The 19,280-nt window shown below is 45.3% G+C and carries 2 protein-coding genes; both read right to left on the reverse strand.

Going from position 1 to position 19,280, the window contains the following annotated elements; genetic code table 11:
• Nucleotides 1-112: 112 nt before the first annotated feature.
• Entirely contained in the window at nt 113-7,456 is a 7,344-nt protein-coding gene (locus CWC22_RS15850; RefSeq protein ID WP_138538527.1) for an amino acid adenylation domain-containing protein, read from the reverse strand.
• A 75-nt stretch (nt 7,457-7,531) separates the two neighbouring features.
• Complete coding sequence (locus tag CWC22_RS15855; protein WP_195879830.1) at nt 7,532-19,273, reverse strand: non-ribosomal peptide synthetase; 11,742 nt, start codon at nt 19,271-19,273, stop codon at nt 7,532-7,534.
• Nucleotides 19,274-19,280 lie beyond the last annotated feature (7 nt).

Raw genomic sequence — 19,280 nt, forward strand, 5'->3', positions numbered from 1 at the left:
ATCTAAAGGCAAGATCCACACTATTGCATTAATTTCAATTATATAATTAACATAATCAATACTTATCTAAGTTCTCGTATGCACATTAAGAACATACTTGGCAGCTTATTTTTTAAATTGACATTGAATTAATTAATTTATCAGAAATCAATTTTAAACTTGCCCCTTTTAAAATCGTATAGTGATCCGCAGGTACCACATCGATAGTCATGCCTCCCGTGGAGAACTTAGCCCAATGCTTCAACGGACTAGACTCATCCTCATTGACTTCTTCTGATGCCATTATCAAACTTAACTTACCTTGATAAGGTTTTGGATGATATTGACTCAAAGCTTGAGTATTTGCCCTATAGTTAAGCCAGCGTTTTCTAAACTCATTTAAATCAAGGTCCATTGATAAAGTGTTGGACGATTGTAGTTTCTTAAGCGCCCCTTCTATTTCATTATCATCAACAGTATCGTTCTCACTTTCCCAAGCAAAATCATCAGTCCCTTCGTTTAATATCGATACCTCACGGACAAAACTGCCAAATAAACTAGCCTCGTTTAAATCATTATCTTTTATCTCATGATCATATGGGTAGCTATCAATTAAGTTCAGACTTTGTACACTCACTCCCATTTTTTCTAACTGCTGAGCAACCTCAAATGCAATCACTCCACCCATAGACCAACCCATCAGGTTTACTGGCTGATGTTGGTTTAATGACTTTATGGCGTATGCATAATGTGCCGCTAGCAGTTCAATTGTTCGACTTTCACCACCATTTAAATTGCTTGGCAATTGCAGTCCATAAATGGGCCTATCCTGTCCCAATCGACGTGCGAGCTCAACATATGCGGTTACTTCACCAGAAACTGGGTGAATACAAAATAGAGGCGATAGACCGCCCTTTGACTGGAATGTGACGAGCGACTTTCCTGCATTAAGCTCATCAACTTTAGGTAATAACCTGTCATCATCTCCCTTATCTTTCCTGCGTTTAGTAAACATCCCCAAGATCTTTTCAAGGACCCCTTTTTCCTCTTTAACTTCGGCCAATTCCACGTCACCAAAATACTGCTCACCTTCAACAACTTTATCTTCAGATGTTTTAATTGAAGTTGCTAAGTTTTTCAGTGTTGCATCTTCAAATAAATTGACCAAATTTACGTTAACGCCAAATTTCATTCGAATTTCAGATTTTAAGGTCATAGCTAAGATTGAATGACCACCACGCTTAAAGAAGTCATCACCCATAGAGGTTACTTTGTAGTTAAGAAGTCTTCCCCATATTTCAGCTAGCTCCTGCTCAAATCCATCGTTGATTGGAATAATTGAAGCCTCGTCATCAAAACGCTCAGCACTAGGTAGTGGTAACTTAGATTTATCCACCTTGCCATTGACATTTTTCGGTAACTCATCCATGAAAACGATCGCACTTGGTAACATATAAACAGGAATTACTTGTTTTAGCGCTTCTAATAGTTCGCTTTCTGTTAACTCCGCAGACTCACTTAAAACAACATAAGCAATAATATGCTGATTTTGAGATACTTCTTGTGTTTGAATAAAAGTTTGCTGAACCTCATTCAGGTTATTAATTGCTTTTGCTACTTCTCCAAGCTCGACACGGAAACCTCTAATGCTAATTTGGTCATCCATACGGCCCAAAAACTCGAGCTCGCCATTCTTGCGGTATCTGACGAGGTCTCCCGAGTGGTAGAGCTTTTCTTGATCGTTGAAGGGGCTGGCTATAAATCGCTGCTCTGTTTCTTCTAGCGCATTTATGTAGCCTTGGGAAAGGTTCATGCCGCCAATATAAAGCTCACCAACAACACCTACCGGCACCGGAGACAGAGCACTATCTAATACATAGACTTGGACGCCATCGATTGGGGAACCAATGGATGGTGTTTCTTGAGATTCTTCAATTGAAGGGACTACCGTGAAAGTTGTAGCGACAGTATTTTCAGCTGGCCCGTATACATTATAAAGCTTAAATGATGCACTTGCTGAAGGCGCTTTTGTGAGTGCTGCGCCACCTGTAATTACCGCTCTTAGTTCAGGTGTCTCTGGCCATTCTTCATTAAGGCAAGCTTCGGTGAGAGGTGTCGCCATTTGAGCGATCGTAATCTCGCTCTGTGTCAATGCATCAATTAAATCGTTCGGAGATTTTGTAACTTCATCACTCAAAATATATACGCTTGCTCCAGATATTAGATAAACCCATATCTCGAGCATAGACGCATCAAATGAGGCACCTGCTATTTGAGAAGCTCGGTCCTTAGATGTAACTTTAAACTCTCTTTTTTGCCAATTCACAAGGTTCATCAGTGCCTTATGCTGCACCGAAACATTTTTAGGATTGCCAGTAGAGCCTGAAGTCGAAATAACATAGACCAAGCTATTCATGTCTATTTTACGGGCCGGTGCGATATTAGAATGAGCCGTTATTTCTTCTTCGGCGATATCTAAATGAATAACCTGCGATATGTCATCAGGTAACAGATCATTAAATTCCGATTTAGTTACCACCACACTAGAATTTGAGTTATCTATTATGTGTTTTATTCGGGCTTTTGGATTCTTAATATCTAAAGGTAAGAACGCAGCCCCTACCTTTAAAGTTGCAATAAAGCTCACGATCATATCCATAGAGCGGTTCAATGCGATCGCGACGATATCTCCGGAACCAATTTTTTTGCTACTGAAGTAATTAGCTAATTGGTTTGAACGCTCATCAACTTGACGATAAGTCATCATCTTATGATCTTCAACCAAGGCTATTGAGTCGGGACTCTGCAGGGCTTGCTGTTCAAATAAACAACAAACATCCTCCGCAGATGGCTGGACTACTTCTCCTTTACCCCAAATATTTATGATCTGCTCATATTCATCTGGCGTCAGTAGTGACACTTTAGAGATAGGCTTGTCTATATCCTCCACTAAGTTATGCAGCAGATTTTCAAAGTGTGACACCATACGCTTGATTGTAATTCTGTCGAACAGATCTACGTTATATTCAAATGCAGCATTAAGGCCCCCATTATCTTCATGCATAACAAGAGTTAAATCGACTTTTGAGGTTTTGTTTTCAAGCGCAACTGTGCTTAAACGTAATCCAGGCAACTCTATGTCTCCGGTAGGAGCATTCTGTAAAACAAACATCACTTGAAAAATAGGTGAGCGATGCCAGCGGTGATCTGGACTAACTAACTGGACTAATTGAGCAAAAGGCAGATCCTGATGCTCATATGCACCTATCGCCATATCCCTAACACGCACCACTAACTCATTAAACGTCGGGTCGCCCTCTAAATCTGTGCGCATTGGTAGCATATTGACAAAAAAGCCTATGATATTTTCCAGCTCTTCTTGATTTCGGTTCGCAACAGGCGTTCCAACAACAATATCATTTTGCCCACTATATTTACTAAGCAGTATTTTGAAAGCACCCATTAACACCATAAACATAGTGGCATTATTTTTAACCGCAATTGATTTTAGTTTCGCAGTGCATGTTTCATTGATATGAAACTCAACTACGTCTCCATCCAAGCTCTGGTTCGGCCTTCTTGGTCTATCAGTCGGCAAGTTTATCTCTTTGGGCGCATCTTTGAGTTGTTGTAACCAGTATTGACGAAGCTGTATAAGAAAACCAAAGCGAAGCCTTTGCATTTGCCAAACTGAGAAATCACCATACTGAACACTGATGCTTTTTAGCAGGCTGGGGCGCTGCTCAATGTAGGCGCGATAAAATTCAGATAATTCATCAAACAGAATTCCCATTGACCAACCGTCTGTAATGATATGGTGAATATTGAAAAGCAACACATGTTCTGTTTGAGAATACCGCACTAGATTTATTCTAAATAAGGGGCCTGTAATAAGATTAAAAGGCTGTTGTGACTCTTCATTTAAGAATGTTTTTAGGTGCGATTCTTTTTGTTCATCAGTAATCGTGTCCAAGTTGGTCTGCACGATTATTGCTGGTTTTGCCGCAGAAATAACCTGAAAAACGTTATGCTGTTGGTCAATACTGAATGTAGTACGAAGAATTTCATGACGCTGTATCAATTGATCAAACGCATACTGCAGCGCAGCTACGTCCAGGTTACCACTAAGGCGATAGGCACCGGGCACATTGTAGGTCGGTGTATTAGGATCGAGTTGCTCTAAAAATAACAGTCTTTGTTGTGAGAAAGACGGTGTTATATTCTCTCTTTCTGAATCTTGTAGTACGACGATAGGTGATGAAGCTGCTTTATTTTCATCCCAACGCTTGTTATCAACCCCTTTAGCCAAAGCTGCTATCGTTGGCTCGTCAAATAGACTTTTCACAGGTAACTCAGTCTTTAGCACACCTTCAATTCGGGAAACCACTTTTGTAACCAGTAATGAGTGCCCGCCCAATGAAAAGAAGTTATCGTGAATTCCAACTTCCGTAATACCTAAAACGTCACCCCAGATTGAAGCGATAATTTCTTCTGTTGGTGTCGAAGCATGTATCAACTCAGCATCAGTCGAGACTTCTTTTGGAATAACCAATGCATTACGATCAATCTTTCCATTATTTGTCAGAGGAATACTATCTAAAAATACAAATTGAGCCGGGAGCATAAATGCTGGTAAACGAGTTTGTAAAAACGCTCTTACTTCTTGAGCTGTTTTTTTATTGCCAGCTAAAAATTCAATAAATGCGACTAATTTTGTTTCACCATTCGATGATGTATCAGTTATCACCACTGCTTTTGATATGGCGTTATATTCATACAGAGCAGCTTCTACTTCAGCTAATTCTATGCGGTACCCTCTAAGGCTAACTTGATGATCAACCCTTCCAATGAAGTCTATATCTCCATTATCAAGTAACCTTACTTTATCTCCTGTTTTATATAACCTAACTTTTTCGCCTTCCCCTGGGAGTGATATCGACTCAAACTGAGTTTTTGAAAGTTCCGGTTGATTTCTAAACTGAGCCGTTAAGCCAACACCGCCAACATACAGGTCACCAATAACACCGGGGGGAACAACCTGTAAATGTTTGTCTAACACCAAAGCTCTTACATTATTTATAGGCTTTCCGATTGGTGGTTTCATCGCTTTGCTCATATAATGGCTAAGCTCTTTGTAGCTCGTTACGACCGTATTTTCCGACGGACCATATAAGTTATACAGTTTGAAAGGTGTTTTCGGTGTTGGCAGATGGTGCAGCGTATCACCGCCGGTTAATACTGACTTTAGAGGCGTATCAGATGGCCACGTTGCGTCCAATATCGAACTCACTAACGGCGTCGGTACAAATGCAATGGTGATTTCATTGTCTTGTAGCCACTTGACTAACAAAGAAGGCGACCTTTTGATATCAGCATCAGCAATATAGATACTTGCTCCTTGGGTAAAATAAGCCCAAGTTTCTAAAATTACTGCATCAAACGATACTCCAGCTAATTGAGTACTTCGGTCATTTTCTGTGATCTTGAACTGTTCTTGTTGCCAGTGCACTAAATTACTCAACGCCTTGTGAGATATCTCAACACCTTTTGGTTTTCCTGTAGAGCCCGAAGTATATACAACGTATGCAATAGCTTCAGGGTCTAAAGAAACTGGCGGTCGAGCTTTCAAATCCGTGCTAGCTGTTATTGCCACATCTATCACGTGAGCAAAGTCCGAACATAAAGACGTATACTGCTGTGTACTTAAAACAACCTTGGCATTTGCATCTTTAAGAATGTATGACAGTCGCTCTTTTGGACTATTAATATCCATCAATAGGAAAGCAGCACCAGATTTTGTTATAGCAAGCATGCTGGCGATTAGATCTGAAGAGCTCTCCATACAAACAGCAATGACATCTCCTGTTGTTACATTTTGCTGCTGCAACAGCTTCGAGATATTGTCAACCTTATCAGCTAGCGCCTGATAACTACTTGATCCAGAGCTATCGACTACCGCAACAGCATCCGGTCTTTCTTGAACTTGCTGTTCAAACCTTTGAAATTCATTTCCGGCAGGGATTTCTACCACCTTCCCCTGACTCCAATCAGAAATGATATCTTGAACTTCTTCATCGCTCATTAAAGATAACTGAGAGACAAGTGAATCTGGAGACGCTATCCCTTCAATTAATACTCTTTGATAATGATTTAATAAACGCTGAATTGTTGGAGCATCAAATAGCTCGGTACTATATTCAACCGCAATTTGGACCGAATCTGCTTTTTGTACTACGTCTATGCTAAGGTCGAACTTAGATGTCCTTACCTCAGTTGGAATGTAATGAATCCTTTCATCAACGCTGGCTGAATCTTCACTAAAAGAGAACATAGTGTTAATCAGTGGGGTCTTACCAGATCGCCGTTCAATACCAACTTCATCAACTAAACGGTCAAATGGCAACTCCTGGTTAGCAAAAGCAGCTAAATTTGATTCTCTTACTCTTGATAGTAATTCGGAAAAGCTGGGGTCACCAGACAGATCCGTTCTTAGTGGCAAAGTATTGATAAACAGGCCAATAAGTGGTTGTAACTCTTCCCTGGTCCGACTGGATACTGGGGTACCCACAACTATATCTGTGCTGCCGCTGTATCTAGACATTAAGGCATTAAATGCTGTGAAATACACCATAAATGCAGAAGCATTATATTCGCTAGCTATCTTTTTAACATTATCCGCAACATCAAAAGGGATATTGATAGCAATACTTGCTCCTGCCTGAGTAAGTGCGCCATGACGATGATAATCTACTGGTAAGGTCAGTGAATTAGGAGCACTATCTAAGTAAGACTTCCAAAACTCAATCTGCCCCTCTAGTTGCTCGGATGAAACACTGTCTTTTATCCACTCTGAAAAGTCAGCGTATTGTATAGTTAGTTTTTTTAACGGTGCTTCAGAACCTTCTAAGGCATGCTCGTAAATCGAAATCAACTCATCGATTAGTACTTTGAATGACCATGCATCACCAATAATGTGATGAATAGCAATAAAGAGAACAAAGTCATCTTCACTGATATTGATAATAGAAATACGAAGCAGTGGTCCAGTACGTAAATCAAACGGTTTTTGTGCTTCTCTATCAACAATTGCCTCAATTTCTGAATCAATACTTGACGCATCTGAATCCAACAGATCAAATAAATCAACTTTAACGTCAAGCTCTGACTGAATTATTTGTACAGGCTCTCCATCTACCTCATCGAAGTGAGTGCGTAAGATTTCATGGCGCATTACCACCTTATTAATGCTCTCCTCAAGAACATTAAAATCAAGTTTGCTCTTGATCCGGATTGCAAAAGGCATGTTATATGTTGCGTTACCTGGATCTAAACGATCTATAAGCCAAAGCCTTTTCTGTGCATCAGATTGAGCATAGTAAGGCTTGTTCTCTCGCACCTTGATAGTTGTTTTTTTAGGTAATGCGATACCTTTTTTTGCAAGTGTTAGTTCCAGTAATTTCTGTCTTTCTATTGTCATTATTTTTTCTCTCAATATAAAAGTGAATGACTATTTAGCTTCCATTTTTAAGTTGTTCTCGTTCAGAATAGGCATCTAAAAATCATCATCCTGCTCCTCAAGCAGCAACATAACTTCCTCTAAAGGTAAGTCCGCAACCAAGTCGTATACCCATGCAATGTCATTAACAATCTCGCTGCCACCTAGGCAATCTTCGATTAAATTAGTTAATCCCAATACATTGGGTTCGATAAAAAATTGACGTAAAGTGATATTACATTTAAAGACACTTTGTACTTTCGATAGAATTCGAACTGCAAGCACCGAGTGCCCACCTAGTGCGAAAAAGTTGTCATTTATACTTAGGTGATCTAAATGGAGCACTTGTCGCCAGATATTTGAAATTAGAATTTGTGCTGAAGTTTGCGCGGTGTTCTCGACTTCGTCTTCATTAGACTTTGTCAATCTCAATAGTGCATGACTATCCACTTTGCCATTGGGTGTAAGCGGCATCTCATCTATAAACGTCAGTGTCTGCGGCATCATGTAATGAGGCACTGCCGCTGCCAATGCTTTTCGAAGCGCTACGATGACCTCTGCGTTGTCCTGCGCAACCCCTTCGCTGCGTGTTAAAAACGCCACCAGTTTCGGCGTCTCTGCCTCACTGTTATCCAGTAAAACCACCGCTGAATTGACCTGAGCATGGCGTTTTAAGTGGTACTCAATCTCCCCCAGCTCAATGCGATAACCGCGATATTTAACCTGGTTATCTGCCCGTCCAATGTAAATGAGTTCTCCCCACTCATCGTACCTAACCAAATCCCCTGTACGATATATTCGGCTGCCTGCTTCACCACTAAAAGGGTTATCAATAAAGCGCGTCGCTGTCAGCTCTGCCTTGCCTAAATACCCGCTCGCCAAACCTGCGCCACCAATGTAAAGCTCTCCTTCTGCCCCAAATGGCACCAGCCGCTGCTCGCCATCACAAATATAATGTGCATAGTTCGCAAGCCCTCGCCCTAACGTGATGGCCTCCCCCGCATTTCGGGTATTCATCTCCTTTACCAACGAGTAAATGGTGCACTCTGTCGGACCATAGCAATTCCACAGCGAAATAGGATGCGCCATGAACTGCTTCAATAAGTCCTCCGTTAACGCTTCTCCGGCCGTCAGTGCCACTAAATCCGTTTTACCTCGCCACTGTGTGGCCAGCAGCTGCTTCCATCGCGATGGCGTCGCCTGCATCAGATCAATGTCATGGCGACAAAGCAGCTCATTGATCAAGACCGCGTCCATCTTCTCGGCTTCACTGGCGATAACGCAGCGCCCCCCGCTGGTTAAGCACCCTGCCCATTCAAAGAACGCTATATCAAATGCAACACTGGCCAATAAAAGCCAGGTCTGACCGCTTTCTATGGGCAGTTTGTCGTGCATTGCGGCCAATAAATTGGCTGCTGAGCCATGCTCGATCACCACACCTTTTGGTTGCCCCGTCGAGCCTGAAGTATAAATAATGTAAGCACTGCGACTGAGATCATGACCGGCATATCCCGCTTCCAACGGCACATAGGACGCTAACGCCTGCTGCTGTGTTAACTCGTCCAGGACGATTGCCTGAAGGTTCGTAAAAAAGCCCACATAACCTTGCTGGGTGATGACGTGAGTGATGCCACTATCGGCAACAATGTAATTCAGTCGTTCCTGCGGATAATTGGGGTCAAGTGGGACATACGTCCCCCCCGCCTTCAGGACGGCAAACAGCGCAATTAACATCTGTGGTGAGCTTTCAAGGCACACACCAATGATGGTCTCTGGGCCAACTCCTTGCTCAACCAGGTATGCTGCCAGCTGCCCTGCCTGTTGATTGAAATCAGCATAGCTCAGTGTTTGCTCACCATATATCAGCGCCGTGGCATCCGGGGTTTTACTTGCTTGTGCTTCAATCAGCGCATCCACAGTGAGAGTTGGTGCATCGAGGCTTGCGCCCGCATTCAGGGTATTGACTAAGTAATGCGTCTCATCCTCTGATAACATCGCCAGTGCACTGAGTGGCGCGGTTTCTGATACCACCATCGCTTTTGTTAATGCCATGAAGTGCTGCGCCATCGCTTCAATGGTGCCCTGCTCAAACAAGGCGTCGTTATACTCAAACTCAAATTCAAGCCCACGAGGCGTCTCGGTAATATTCAACGCCAGCTCATACATCGCATAAGCCGTATGTCCTTTACGCTGTACTAAGGTCGCATCACCCAGCTCCACACGCTCTGGCCTCGCCACATTCATACTCAGCATGATTTGAAACAATGGCGCATGGGCATTACTGCGCTCAGGGTTCAAGCGCTCCACTAATAAATCAAACGGGATATCCTGGTGCGCCATCGCCTCGACATTCACGGCCTTCACCAAAGCCAGGTAATCCCGCACTGTCAGCGCTTCTGAAAACTCAACACGCAACACCAAGGTATTGACGAAAAAACCAATTAAATCGGTAAATTGCTGACGCGGACGGTTGGCCACCGGGGTACCCACAACGATGTCCTGGCTATGACTATAACGGGATAAGAATAAACAAAACGCCCCATGTAACAGCATAAACAAGGTCACATCGTTGTTGTTTGCGCAGGCATTTAAGCGTTCATGCCATTCATTATCTAAATTAAAACGATGGCTGGCACCCTGATAACCCAGTTGTTGACCACGACTTTTCGCCAACGGTAACGTATGCACAGGGGGGGCACCTGCAAGCTTGTGTTCCCAATACGAGAGTTGAGATGCCAACACCTCCCCTGTAAAGCGCTGCCGTTGCCAGCAAGCGTAATCTCGGTACTGTGTCTGCAGCGGTGCAAACTGCGTATTCCCGTTACTGATGGCCTGGTAATGCGCAGCAAACTCCTGTTGTAATAGCTCTAAAGACCAGCCATCACTGACAATATGATGTACCTGGTACATTAACATACCACGCTCATCCCCCAGGTGGAGGTAACACGCTCGCAGCATGACATCGTGTGCTAAGTCGAAGACCTGATGTGCACTGTGCTGAAGACGTTGTGTTATTTCTCGCTGTTGCTGCTGTGCTGATAAGGCGCTCAAGTCCACATATGTCAGCGTAAAGTTGGGCACGTCGTTAACGTGTCTGTAAAACCCTTCCGAATCAGCTTGAGCAATAAACACCGTACGTAGCGACTCATGTCGGGCAATGATGGTTTCAAAAGCTGCCGCTGCAACGTCCAGGTCTAATGTGCCCTGTACTTCAAATAGCTCAGATAAGTTGTAATGAGGACTCCCCCCATCCAGCGCATCCACCAGAGCCAGACGTTGTTCAGAAAAAGAGAGCAAAGAAGCGGTGTCAGTGCTGTCGACCGGGGGACGCTCACTATCTCTGCCCGCACTTTTAACCGCCGCACTGACTCCGGCAATCGTGGGCTCAATGAAAAAGTGGCTCATATTCAAATCAGCATCAAAACACTGGCTTATCTCACTGACAATTTGCATCGCCAGCAAAGAGTGACCTTTCAGTGCAAAGAAATCATCATAAATACTGATCCGATCAAGCTGGAGCTTACTTTGCCACAACGCTTGAATCTGACGCTCGACATCACACCTTGGGGCAGTGAAAACCGAGCGGTCAACCGCGCCAGTTAACGCCAGCAGTGCATGACTATCCACTTTGCCATTGGGTGTAAGCGGCATCTCATCTATAAACGTCAGTGTCTGCGGCATCATGTAATGAGGCACTGCCGCTGCCAATGCTTTTCGAAGCGCTACGATGACCTCTGCGTTGTCCTGCGCAACCCCTTCGCTGCGTGTTAAAAACGCCACCAGTTTCGGCGTCTCTGCCTCACTGTTATCCAGTAAAACCACCGCTGAATTGACCTGAGCATGACGTTTTAAGTGGTACTCAATCTCCCCCAGCTCAATGCGATAACCGCGATATTTAACCTGGTTATCTGCCCGCCCAATGTAGATGATTTCTCCCCGCTCATCGTACCTAACCAAATCCCCTGTACGATATATTCGGCTGCCTGCTTCATCACTAAAAGGGTTATCAATAAAGCGCGTCGCTGTCAGCTCTGCCTTGCCTAAATACCCGCTCGCCAAACCTGCGCCACCAATGTAAAGCTCTCCTTCTGCCCCAAATGGCACCAGCCGCTGCTCGCCATCACAAATATAATGTGCATAGTTCGCAAGCCCTCGCCCTAACGTGATGGCCTCCCCCGCATTTCGGGTATTCATCTCCTTTACCAACGAGTAAATGGTGCACTCTGTCGGACCATAGCAATTCCACAGCGAAATAGGATGCGCCATGAACTGCTTCAATAAGTCCTCCGTTAACGCTTCTCCGGCCGTCAGTGCCACTAAATCCGTTTTACCTCGCCACTGTGTGGCCAGCAGCTGCTTCCATCGCGATGGCGTCGCCTGCATCAGATCAATGTCATGGCGACAAAGCAGCTCATTGATCAAGACCGCGTCCATCTTCTCGGCTTCACTGGCGATAACGCAGCGCCCCCCGCTGGTTAAGCACCCTGCCCATTCAAAGAACGCTATATCAAATGCAACACTGGCCAATAAAAGCCAGGTCTGACCGCTTTCTATGGGCAGTTTGTCGTGCATTGCGGCCAATAAATTGGCTGCTGAGCCATGCTCGATCACCACACCTTTTGGTTGCCCCGTCGAGCCTGAAGTATAAATAATGTAAGCACTGCGACTGAGATCATGACCGGCATATCCCGCTTCCAACGGCACATAGGACGCTAACGCCTGCTGCTGTGTTAACTCGTCCAGGACGATTGCCTGAAGGTTCGTAAAAAAGCCCACATAACCTTGCTGGGTGATGACGTGAGTGATGCCACTATCGGCAACAATGTAATTCAGTCGTTCCTGCGGATAATTGGGGTCAAGTGGGACATACGTCCCCCCCGCCTTCAGGACGGCAAACAGCGCAATTAACATCTGTGGTGAGCTTTCAAGGCACACACCAATGATGGTCTCTGGGCCAACTCCTTGCTCAACCAGGTATGCTGCCAGCTGCCCTGCCTGTTGATTGAAATCAGCATAGCTCAGTGTTTGCTCACCATATATCAGCGCCGTGGCATCCGGGGTTTTACTTGCTTGTGCTTCAATCAGCGCATCCACAGTGAGAGTTGGTGCATCGAGGCTTGCGCCCGCATTCAGGGTATTGACTAAGTAATGCGTCTCATCCTCTGATAACATCGCCAGTGCACTGAGTGGCGCGGTTTCTGATACCACCATCGCTTTTGTTAATGCCATGAAGTGCTGCGCCATCGCTTCAATGGTGCCCTGCTCAAACAAGGCGTCGTTATACTCAAACTCAAATTCAAGCCCACGAGGCGTCTCGGTAATATTCAACGCCAGCTCATACATCGCATAAGCCGTATGTCCTTTACGCTGTACTAAGGTCGCATCACCCAGCTCCACACGCTCTGGCCTCGCCACATTCATACTCAGCATGATTTGAAACAATGGCGCATGGGCATTACTGCGCTCAGGGTTCAAGCGCTCCACTAATAAATCAAACGGGATATCCTGGTGCGCCATCGCCTCGACATTCACGGCCTTCACCAAAGCCAGGTAATCCCGCACTGTCAGCGCTTCTGAAAACTCAACACGCAACACCAAGGTATTGACGAAAAAACCAATTAAATCGGTAAATTGCTGACGCGGACGGTTGGCCACCGGGGTACCCACAACGATGTCCTGGCTATGACTATAACGGGATAAGAATAAACAAAACGCCCCATGTAACAGCATAAACAAGGTCACATCGTTGTTGTTTGCGCAGGCATTTAAGCGTTCATGCCATTCATTATCTAAATTAAAACGATGGCTGGCACCCTGATAACCCAGTTGTTGACCACGACTTTTCGCCAACGGTAACGTATGCACAGGGGGGGCACCTGCAAGCTTGTGTTCCCAATACGAGAGTTGAGATGCCAACACCTCCCCTGTAAAGCGCTGCCGTTGCCAGCAAGCGTAATCTCGGTACTGTGTCTGCAGCGGTGCAAACTGCGTATTCCCGTTACTGATGGCCTGGTAATGCGCAGCAAACTCCTGTTGTAATAGCTCTAAAGACCAGCCATCACTGACAATATGATGTACCTGGTACATTAACATACCACGCTCATCCCCCAGGTGGAGGTAACACGCTCGCAGCATGACATCGTGTGCTAAGTCGAAGACCTGATGTGCACTGTGCTGAAGACGTTGTGTTATTTCTCGCTGTTGCTGCTGTGCTGATAAGGCGCTCAAGTCCACATATGTCAGCGTAAAGTTGGGCACGTCGTTAACGTGTCTGTAAAACCCTTCCGAATCAGCTTGAGCAATAAACACCGTACGTAGCGACTCATGTCGGGCAATGATGGTTTCAAAAGCTGCCGCTGCAACGTCCAGGTCTAATGTGCCCTGTACTTCAAATAGCTCAGATAAGTTGTAATGAGGACTCCCCCCATCCAGCGCATCCACCAGAGCCAGACGTTGTTCAGAAAAAGAGAGCAAAGAAGCGGTGTCAGTGCTGTCGACCGGGGGACGCTCACTATCTCTGCCCGCACTTTTAACCGCCGCACTGACTCCGGCAATCGTGGGCTCAATGAAAAAGTGGCTCATATTCAAATCAGCATCAAAACACTGGCTTATCTCACTGACAATTTGCATCGCCAGCAAAGAGTGACCTTTCAGTGCAAAGAAATCATCATAAATACTGATCCGATCAAGCTGGAGCTTACTTTGCCACAACGCTTGAATCTGACGCTCGACATCACACCTTGGGGCAGTGAAAACCGAGCGGTCAACCGCGCCAGTTAACGCCAGCAGTGCATGACTATCCACTTTGCCATTGGGTGTAAGCGGCATCTCATCTATAAACGTCAGTGTCTGCGGCATCATGTAATGAGGCACTGCCGCTGCCAATGCTTTTCGAAGCGCTACGATGACCTCTGCGTTGTCCTGCGCAACCCCTTCGCTGCGTGTTAAAAACGCCACCAGTTTCGGCGTCTCTGCCTCACTGTTATCCAGTAAAACCACCGCTGAATTGACCTGAGCATGGCGTTTTAAGTGGTGCTCAATCTCCCCCAGCTCAATGCGATAACCGCGATATTTAACCTGGTTATCTGCCCGTCCAATGTAAATGAGTTCTCCCCGCTCATCGTACCTAACCAAATCTCCTGTACGATATATTCGGCTGCCTGCTTCATCACTAAAAGGGTTATCAATAAAGCGCGTCGCTGTCAGCTCTGCCTTGCCTAAATACCCGCTCGCCAAACCTGCGCCACCAATGTAAAGCTCTCCTTCTGCCCCAAATGGCACCAGCCGCTGCTCGCCATCACAAATATAATGTGCATAGTTCGCAAGCCCTCGCCCTAACGTGATGGCCTCCCCCGCATTTCGGGTATTCATCTCCTTTACCAACGAGTAAATGGTGCACTCTGTCGGACCATAGCAATTCCACAGCGAAATAGGATGCGCCATGAACTGCTTCAATAAGTCCTCCGTTAACGCTTCTCCGGCCGTCAGTGCCACTAAATCCGTTTTACCTCGCCACTGTGTGGCCAGCAGCTGCTTCCATCGCGATGGCGTCGCCTGCATCAGATCAATGTCATGGCGACAAAGCAGCTCATTGATCAAGACCGCGTCCATCTTCTCGGCTTCACTGGCGATAACGCAGCGCCCCCCGCTGGTTAAGCACCCTGCCCATTCAAAGAACGCTATATCAAATGCAACACTGGCCAATAAAAGCCAGGTCTGACCGCTTTCTATGGGCAGTTTGTCGTGCATTGCGGCCAATAAATTGGCTGCTGAGCCATGCTCGATCACCACACCTTTTGGTTGCCCCGTCGAGCCTGAAGTATAAATAATGTAAGCACTGCGACTGAGATCATGACCGGCATATCCCGCTTCCAACGGCACATAGGACGCTAACGCCTGCTGCTGTGTTAACTCGTCCAGGACGATTGCCTGAAGGTTCGTAAAAAAGCCCACATAACCTTGCTGGGTGATGACGTGAGTGATGCCACTATCGGCAACAATGTAATTCAGTCGTTCCTGCGGATAATTGGGGTCAAGTGGGACATACGTCCCCCCCGCCTTCAGGACGGCAAACAGCGCAATTAACATCTGTGGTGAGCTTTCAAGGCACACACCAATGATGGTCTCTGGGCCAACTCCTTGCTCAACCAGGTATGCTGCCAGCTGCCCTGCCTGTTGATTGAAATCAGCATAGCTCAGTGTTTGCTCACCATATATCAGCGCCGTGGCATCCGGGGTTTTACTTGCTTGTGCTTCAATCAGCGCATCCACAGTGAGAGTTGGTGCATCGAGGCTTGCGCCCGCATTCAGGGTATTGACTAAGTAATGCGTCTCATCCTCTGATAACATCGCCAGTGCACTGAGTGGCGCGGTTTCTGATACCACCATCGCTTTTGTTAATGCCATGAAGTGCTGCGCCATCGCTTCAATGGTGCCCTGCTCAAACAAGGCGTCGTTATACTCAAACTCAAATTCAAGCCCACGAGGCGTCTCGGTAATATTCAACGCCAGCTCATACATCGCATAAGCCGTATGCCCTTTACGCTGTACTAAGGTCGCATCACCCAGCTCCACACGCTCTGGCCTCGCCACATTCATACTCAACATGATTTGAAACAATGGCGCATGGGCATTGCTGCGCTCAGGGTTCAAGCGCTCCACTAATAAATCAAACGGGATATCCTGGTGCGCCATCGCCTCGACATTCACGGCCTTCACCAAAGTCAGGTAATCCCGCACTGTCAGCGCTTCTGAAAACTCAACACGCAACACCAAGGTATTGACGAAAAAGCCAATTAAATCGGTAAATTGCTGACGCGGGCGGTTGGCCACAGGGGTACCCACAACGATGTCCTGGCTATGACTATAACGGGATAAGAATAAACAAAACGCCCCATGTAACAGCATAAACAAGGTCACATCGTTGTTATTTGCGCAGGCATTTAAGCGTTCATGCCATTCATTATCTAAATTAAAACGATGGCTGGCACCCTGATAACCCAGTTGTTGACCACGACTTTTCGCCAACGGTAACGTATGCACAGGGGGGGCACCTGCAAGCTTGTGTTCCCAATACGAGAGTTGAGATGCCAACACCTCCCCTGTAAAGCGCTGCCGTTGCCAGCAAGCGTAATCTCGGTACTGTGTCTGCAGCGGTGCAAACTGCGTATTCCCGTTACTGATGGCCTGGTAATGCGCAGCAAACTCCTGTTGTAATAGCTCTAAAGACCAGCCATCACTGACAATATGATGTACCTGGTACATTAACATACCACGCTCATCCCCCAGGTGGAGGTAACACGCTCGCAGCATGACATCGTGTGCTAAGTCGAAGACCTGATGTGCACTGTGCTGAAGACGTTGTGTTATTTCTCGCTGTTGCTGCTGTGCTGATAAGGCGCTCAAGTCCACATATGTCAGCGTAAAGTTGGGCACGTCGTTAACGTGTCTGTAAAACCCTTCCGAATCAGCTTGAGCAATAAACACCGTACGTAGCGACTCATGTCGGGCAATGATGGTTTCAAAAGCTGCCGCTGCAACGTCCAGGTCTAATGTGCCCTGTACTTCAAATAGCTCAGATAAGTTGTAATGAGGACTCCCCCCATCCAGCGCATCCACCAGAGCCAGACGTTGTTCAGAAAAAGAGAGCAAAGAAGCGGTGTCAGTGCTGTCGACCGGGGGACGCTCACTATCTCTGCCCGCACTTTTAACCGCCGCACTGACTCCGGCAATCGTGGGCTCAATGAAAAAGTGGCTCATATTCAAATCAGCATCAAAACACTGGCTTATCTCACTGACAATTTGCATCGCCAGCAAAGAGTCACCTTTCAGTGCAAAGAAATCATCATAAATACTGATCCGTTCAAGCTGGAGTTTACTTTGCCACAACGCTTGAATCTGACGCTCCACGGCACACCTTGGGGCTGCAAAGGTGCAAACTGTCGCTAAACCTGACAAGTCCAAAGTCGCTTCAGTTTTCCCTTTGTCTTTGCGGCTTTGATCGAGCCACTGTTGACTCACTCCTACAAACACCGCCGGTATCATATGATGAGGGATCCTTCGCTCTAGATGCTCTCTTAATAACGGGATAGCTTCATCATCTGAATAGCCAGTTCCATGGCTTAATACAAAATAAGCAACCAGGCTTTTACGGCTCTCAATACTTGCAGGAATAACTTGAACATCATTTAGTAACTCACTCGCATCCAAACATTTTTCTATTTCAGCGATTTCATCGCCACGCAAGTGAGCGCCCCCCAAACTTTGCCTTATTTCACTGATTTTCTCAGTTGTTGAGCTAAGAAGTTCTGCCACTTTCTCAGCATTGTCATAATGTGATCCTGCTCCTTTTTCCTCCACATTATTCCAACACTGGGTCAAAGAAGCCTCGTCTTGCCATAATACTTCCGAAAGCAGTGAGCTGTACCTTGCCAATATAGACTGCACTGTTGCTTCACAAAACAACTCTGCATCATATTGAATACTAACAACGACTCCAAAATCTCTAGCCTCCACTTGCAAAACCAGATCAAACTTTGTTGTCGATAAAGAATGATCAACCTCTTCAACTTCAAGCCCATGCAGTGAGAACGCTTCTTGTTGAGAAGGAATAGAAATAAACATTACATTTACCAACGGTATTTCGTCGTCAGTACGTTGAATATCTAGTTCATTGATCAATTGTTCAAAAGGTAAGTCTTGATGTGAAATAGCCGAAAGCACAGAGTCATTGACACTGTCAATTAGCGCATGGAACGTTGCACTAGAGTCAACAGAGCTGCGTAAAACCAGTGTATTAACAAAAAAACCTACGACATTTTCCAGGGCTTCTTCTCTTCGGTTATTTACTGGCGTTCCAACTATAATGTCGTGTTTTTTACTAATTAAAGACAGTATTGCTTTAAAACATGCAAGGTAGACAACAAATGGAGTTGCATTTGTCTGCTGGCTTAACGTTGTAACTCTATTGTCTATTTCAATTGGAAGTACACAAGAGACGTTCGCACTTCTACGAGTTCTGTTTGTCGGTGGCTCAAAGTCACGGCCCAGTGATAACTTCTCGGGTGGGTCGCTTAACTTATGTTTCCAATAATTGAGACTCTCAGCTAAATATTGCTGATTCACCGTTTTTTGTTCCCATTGTGCGTAATCTGCATATTGATAGCGCAAGTCTTCTAATGGACTCTCCTTTCCAGCTATAAATGCGCCATACAGCGTGCCGATCTCACGACCAATTAAGTCCAGAGACCACTGATCAACAGCAATATGATGAATTACTATATGCAGTACATATTCGTTCTCTTTAAACTGTGTAAGCGTTGCCCTAATAACTGGCCCGCTACTAATATCAAAAGGCTGATTTGTTTCTTTCTCTACCTGACGCCTTAACTCTTCTTCTCTCAACTCAAGCGGGATATTCTCTGCACTTTTTTGCTTTAGTTTAAACCCTGAAAAGTCAGCAACCTTTTGATATGGTTCACCATTAAATTCTGAATAATGTGTTCTTAAAATATGATGTCGCTCAACTACGCAATTTAGACTTTTGTTCAACGCAGCAATATCTAGCTCACCTTTAATATAGAAAACTTGAGATATATTATAAGCACTCGACATAGGGTTTAACTGGTCGATAAACCACATTCTCTGTTGAGAAAAAGACAGCGCTAAGTTATTTGTACCCCGACTTGATTGAAGCTGAGTACCTGCACCTATAAAAATACCTTTACTTTCTAAAATTCTCGTAAATAACAGCTCATGTTCAGGTGATAAAGGTGAAACATCGGATGTTCTGTTAGCCATAATAGTA

This window comes from Pseudoalteromonas rubra (assembly GCF_005886805.2).
Taxonomy (GTDB): Bacteria; Pseudomonadota; Gammaproteobacteria; order Enterobacterales; family Alteromonadaceae; genus Pseudoalteromonas; species Pseudoalteromonas rubra_D.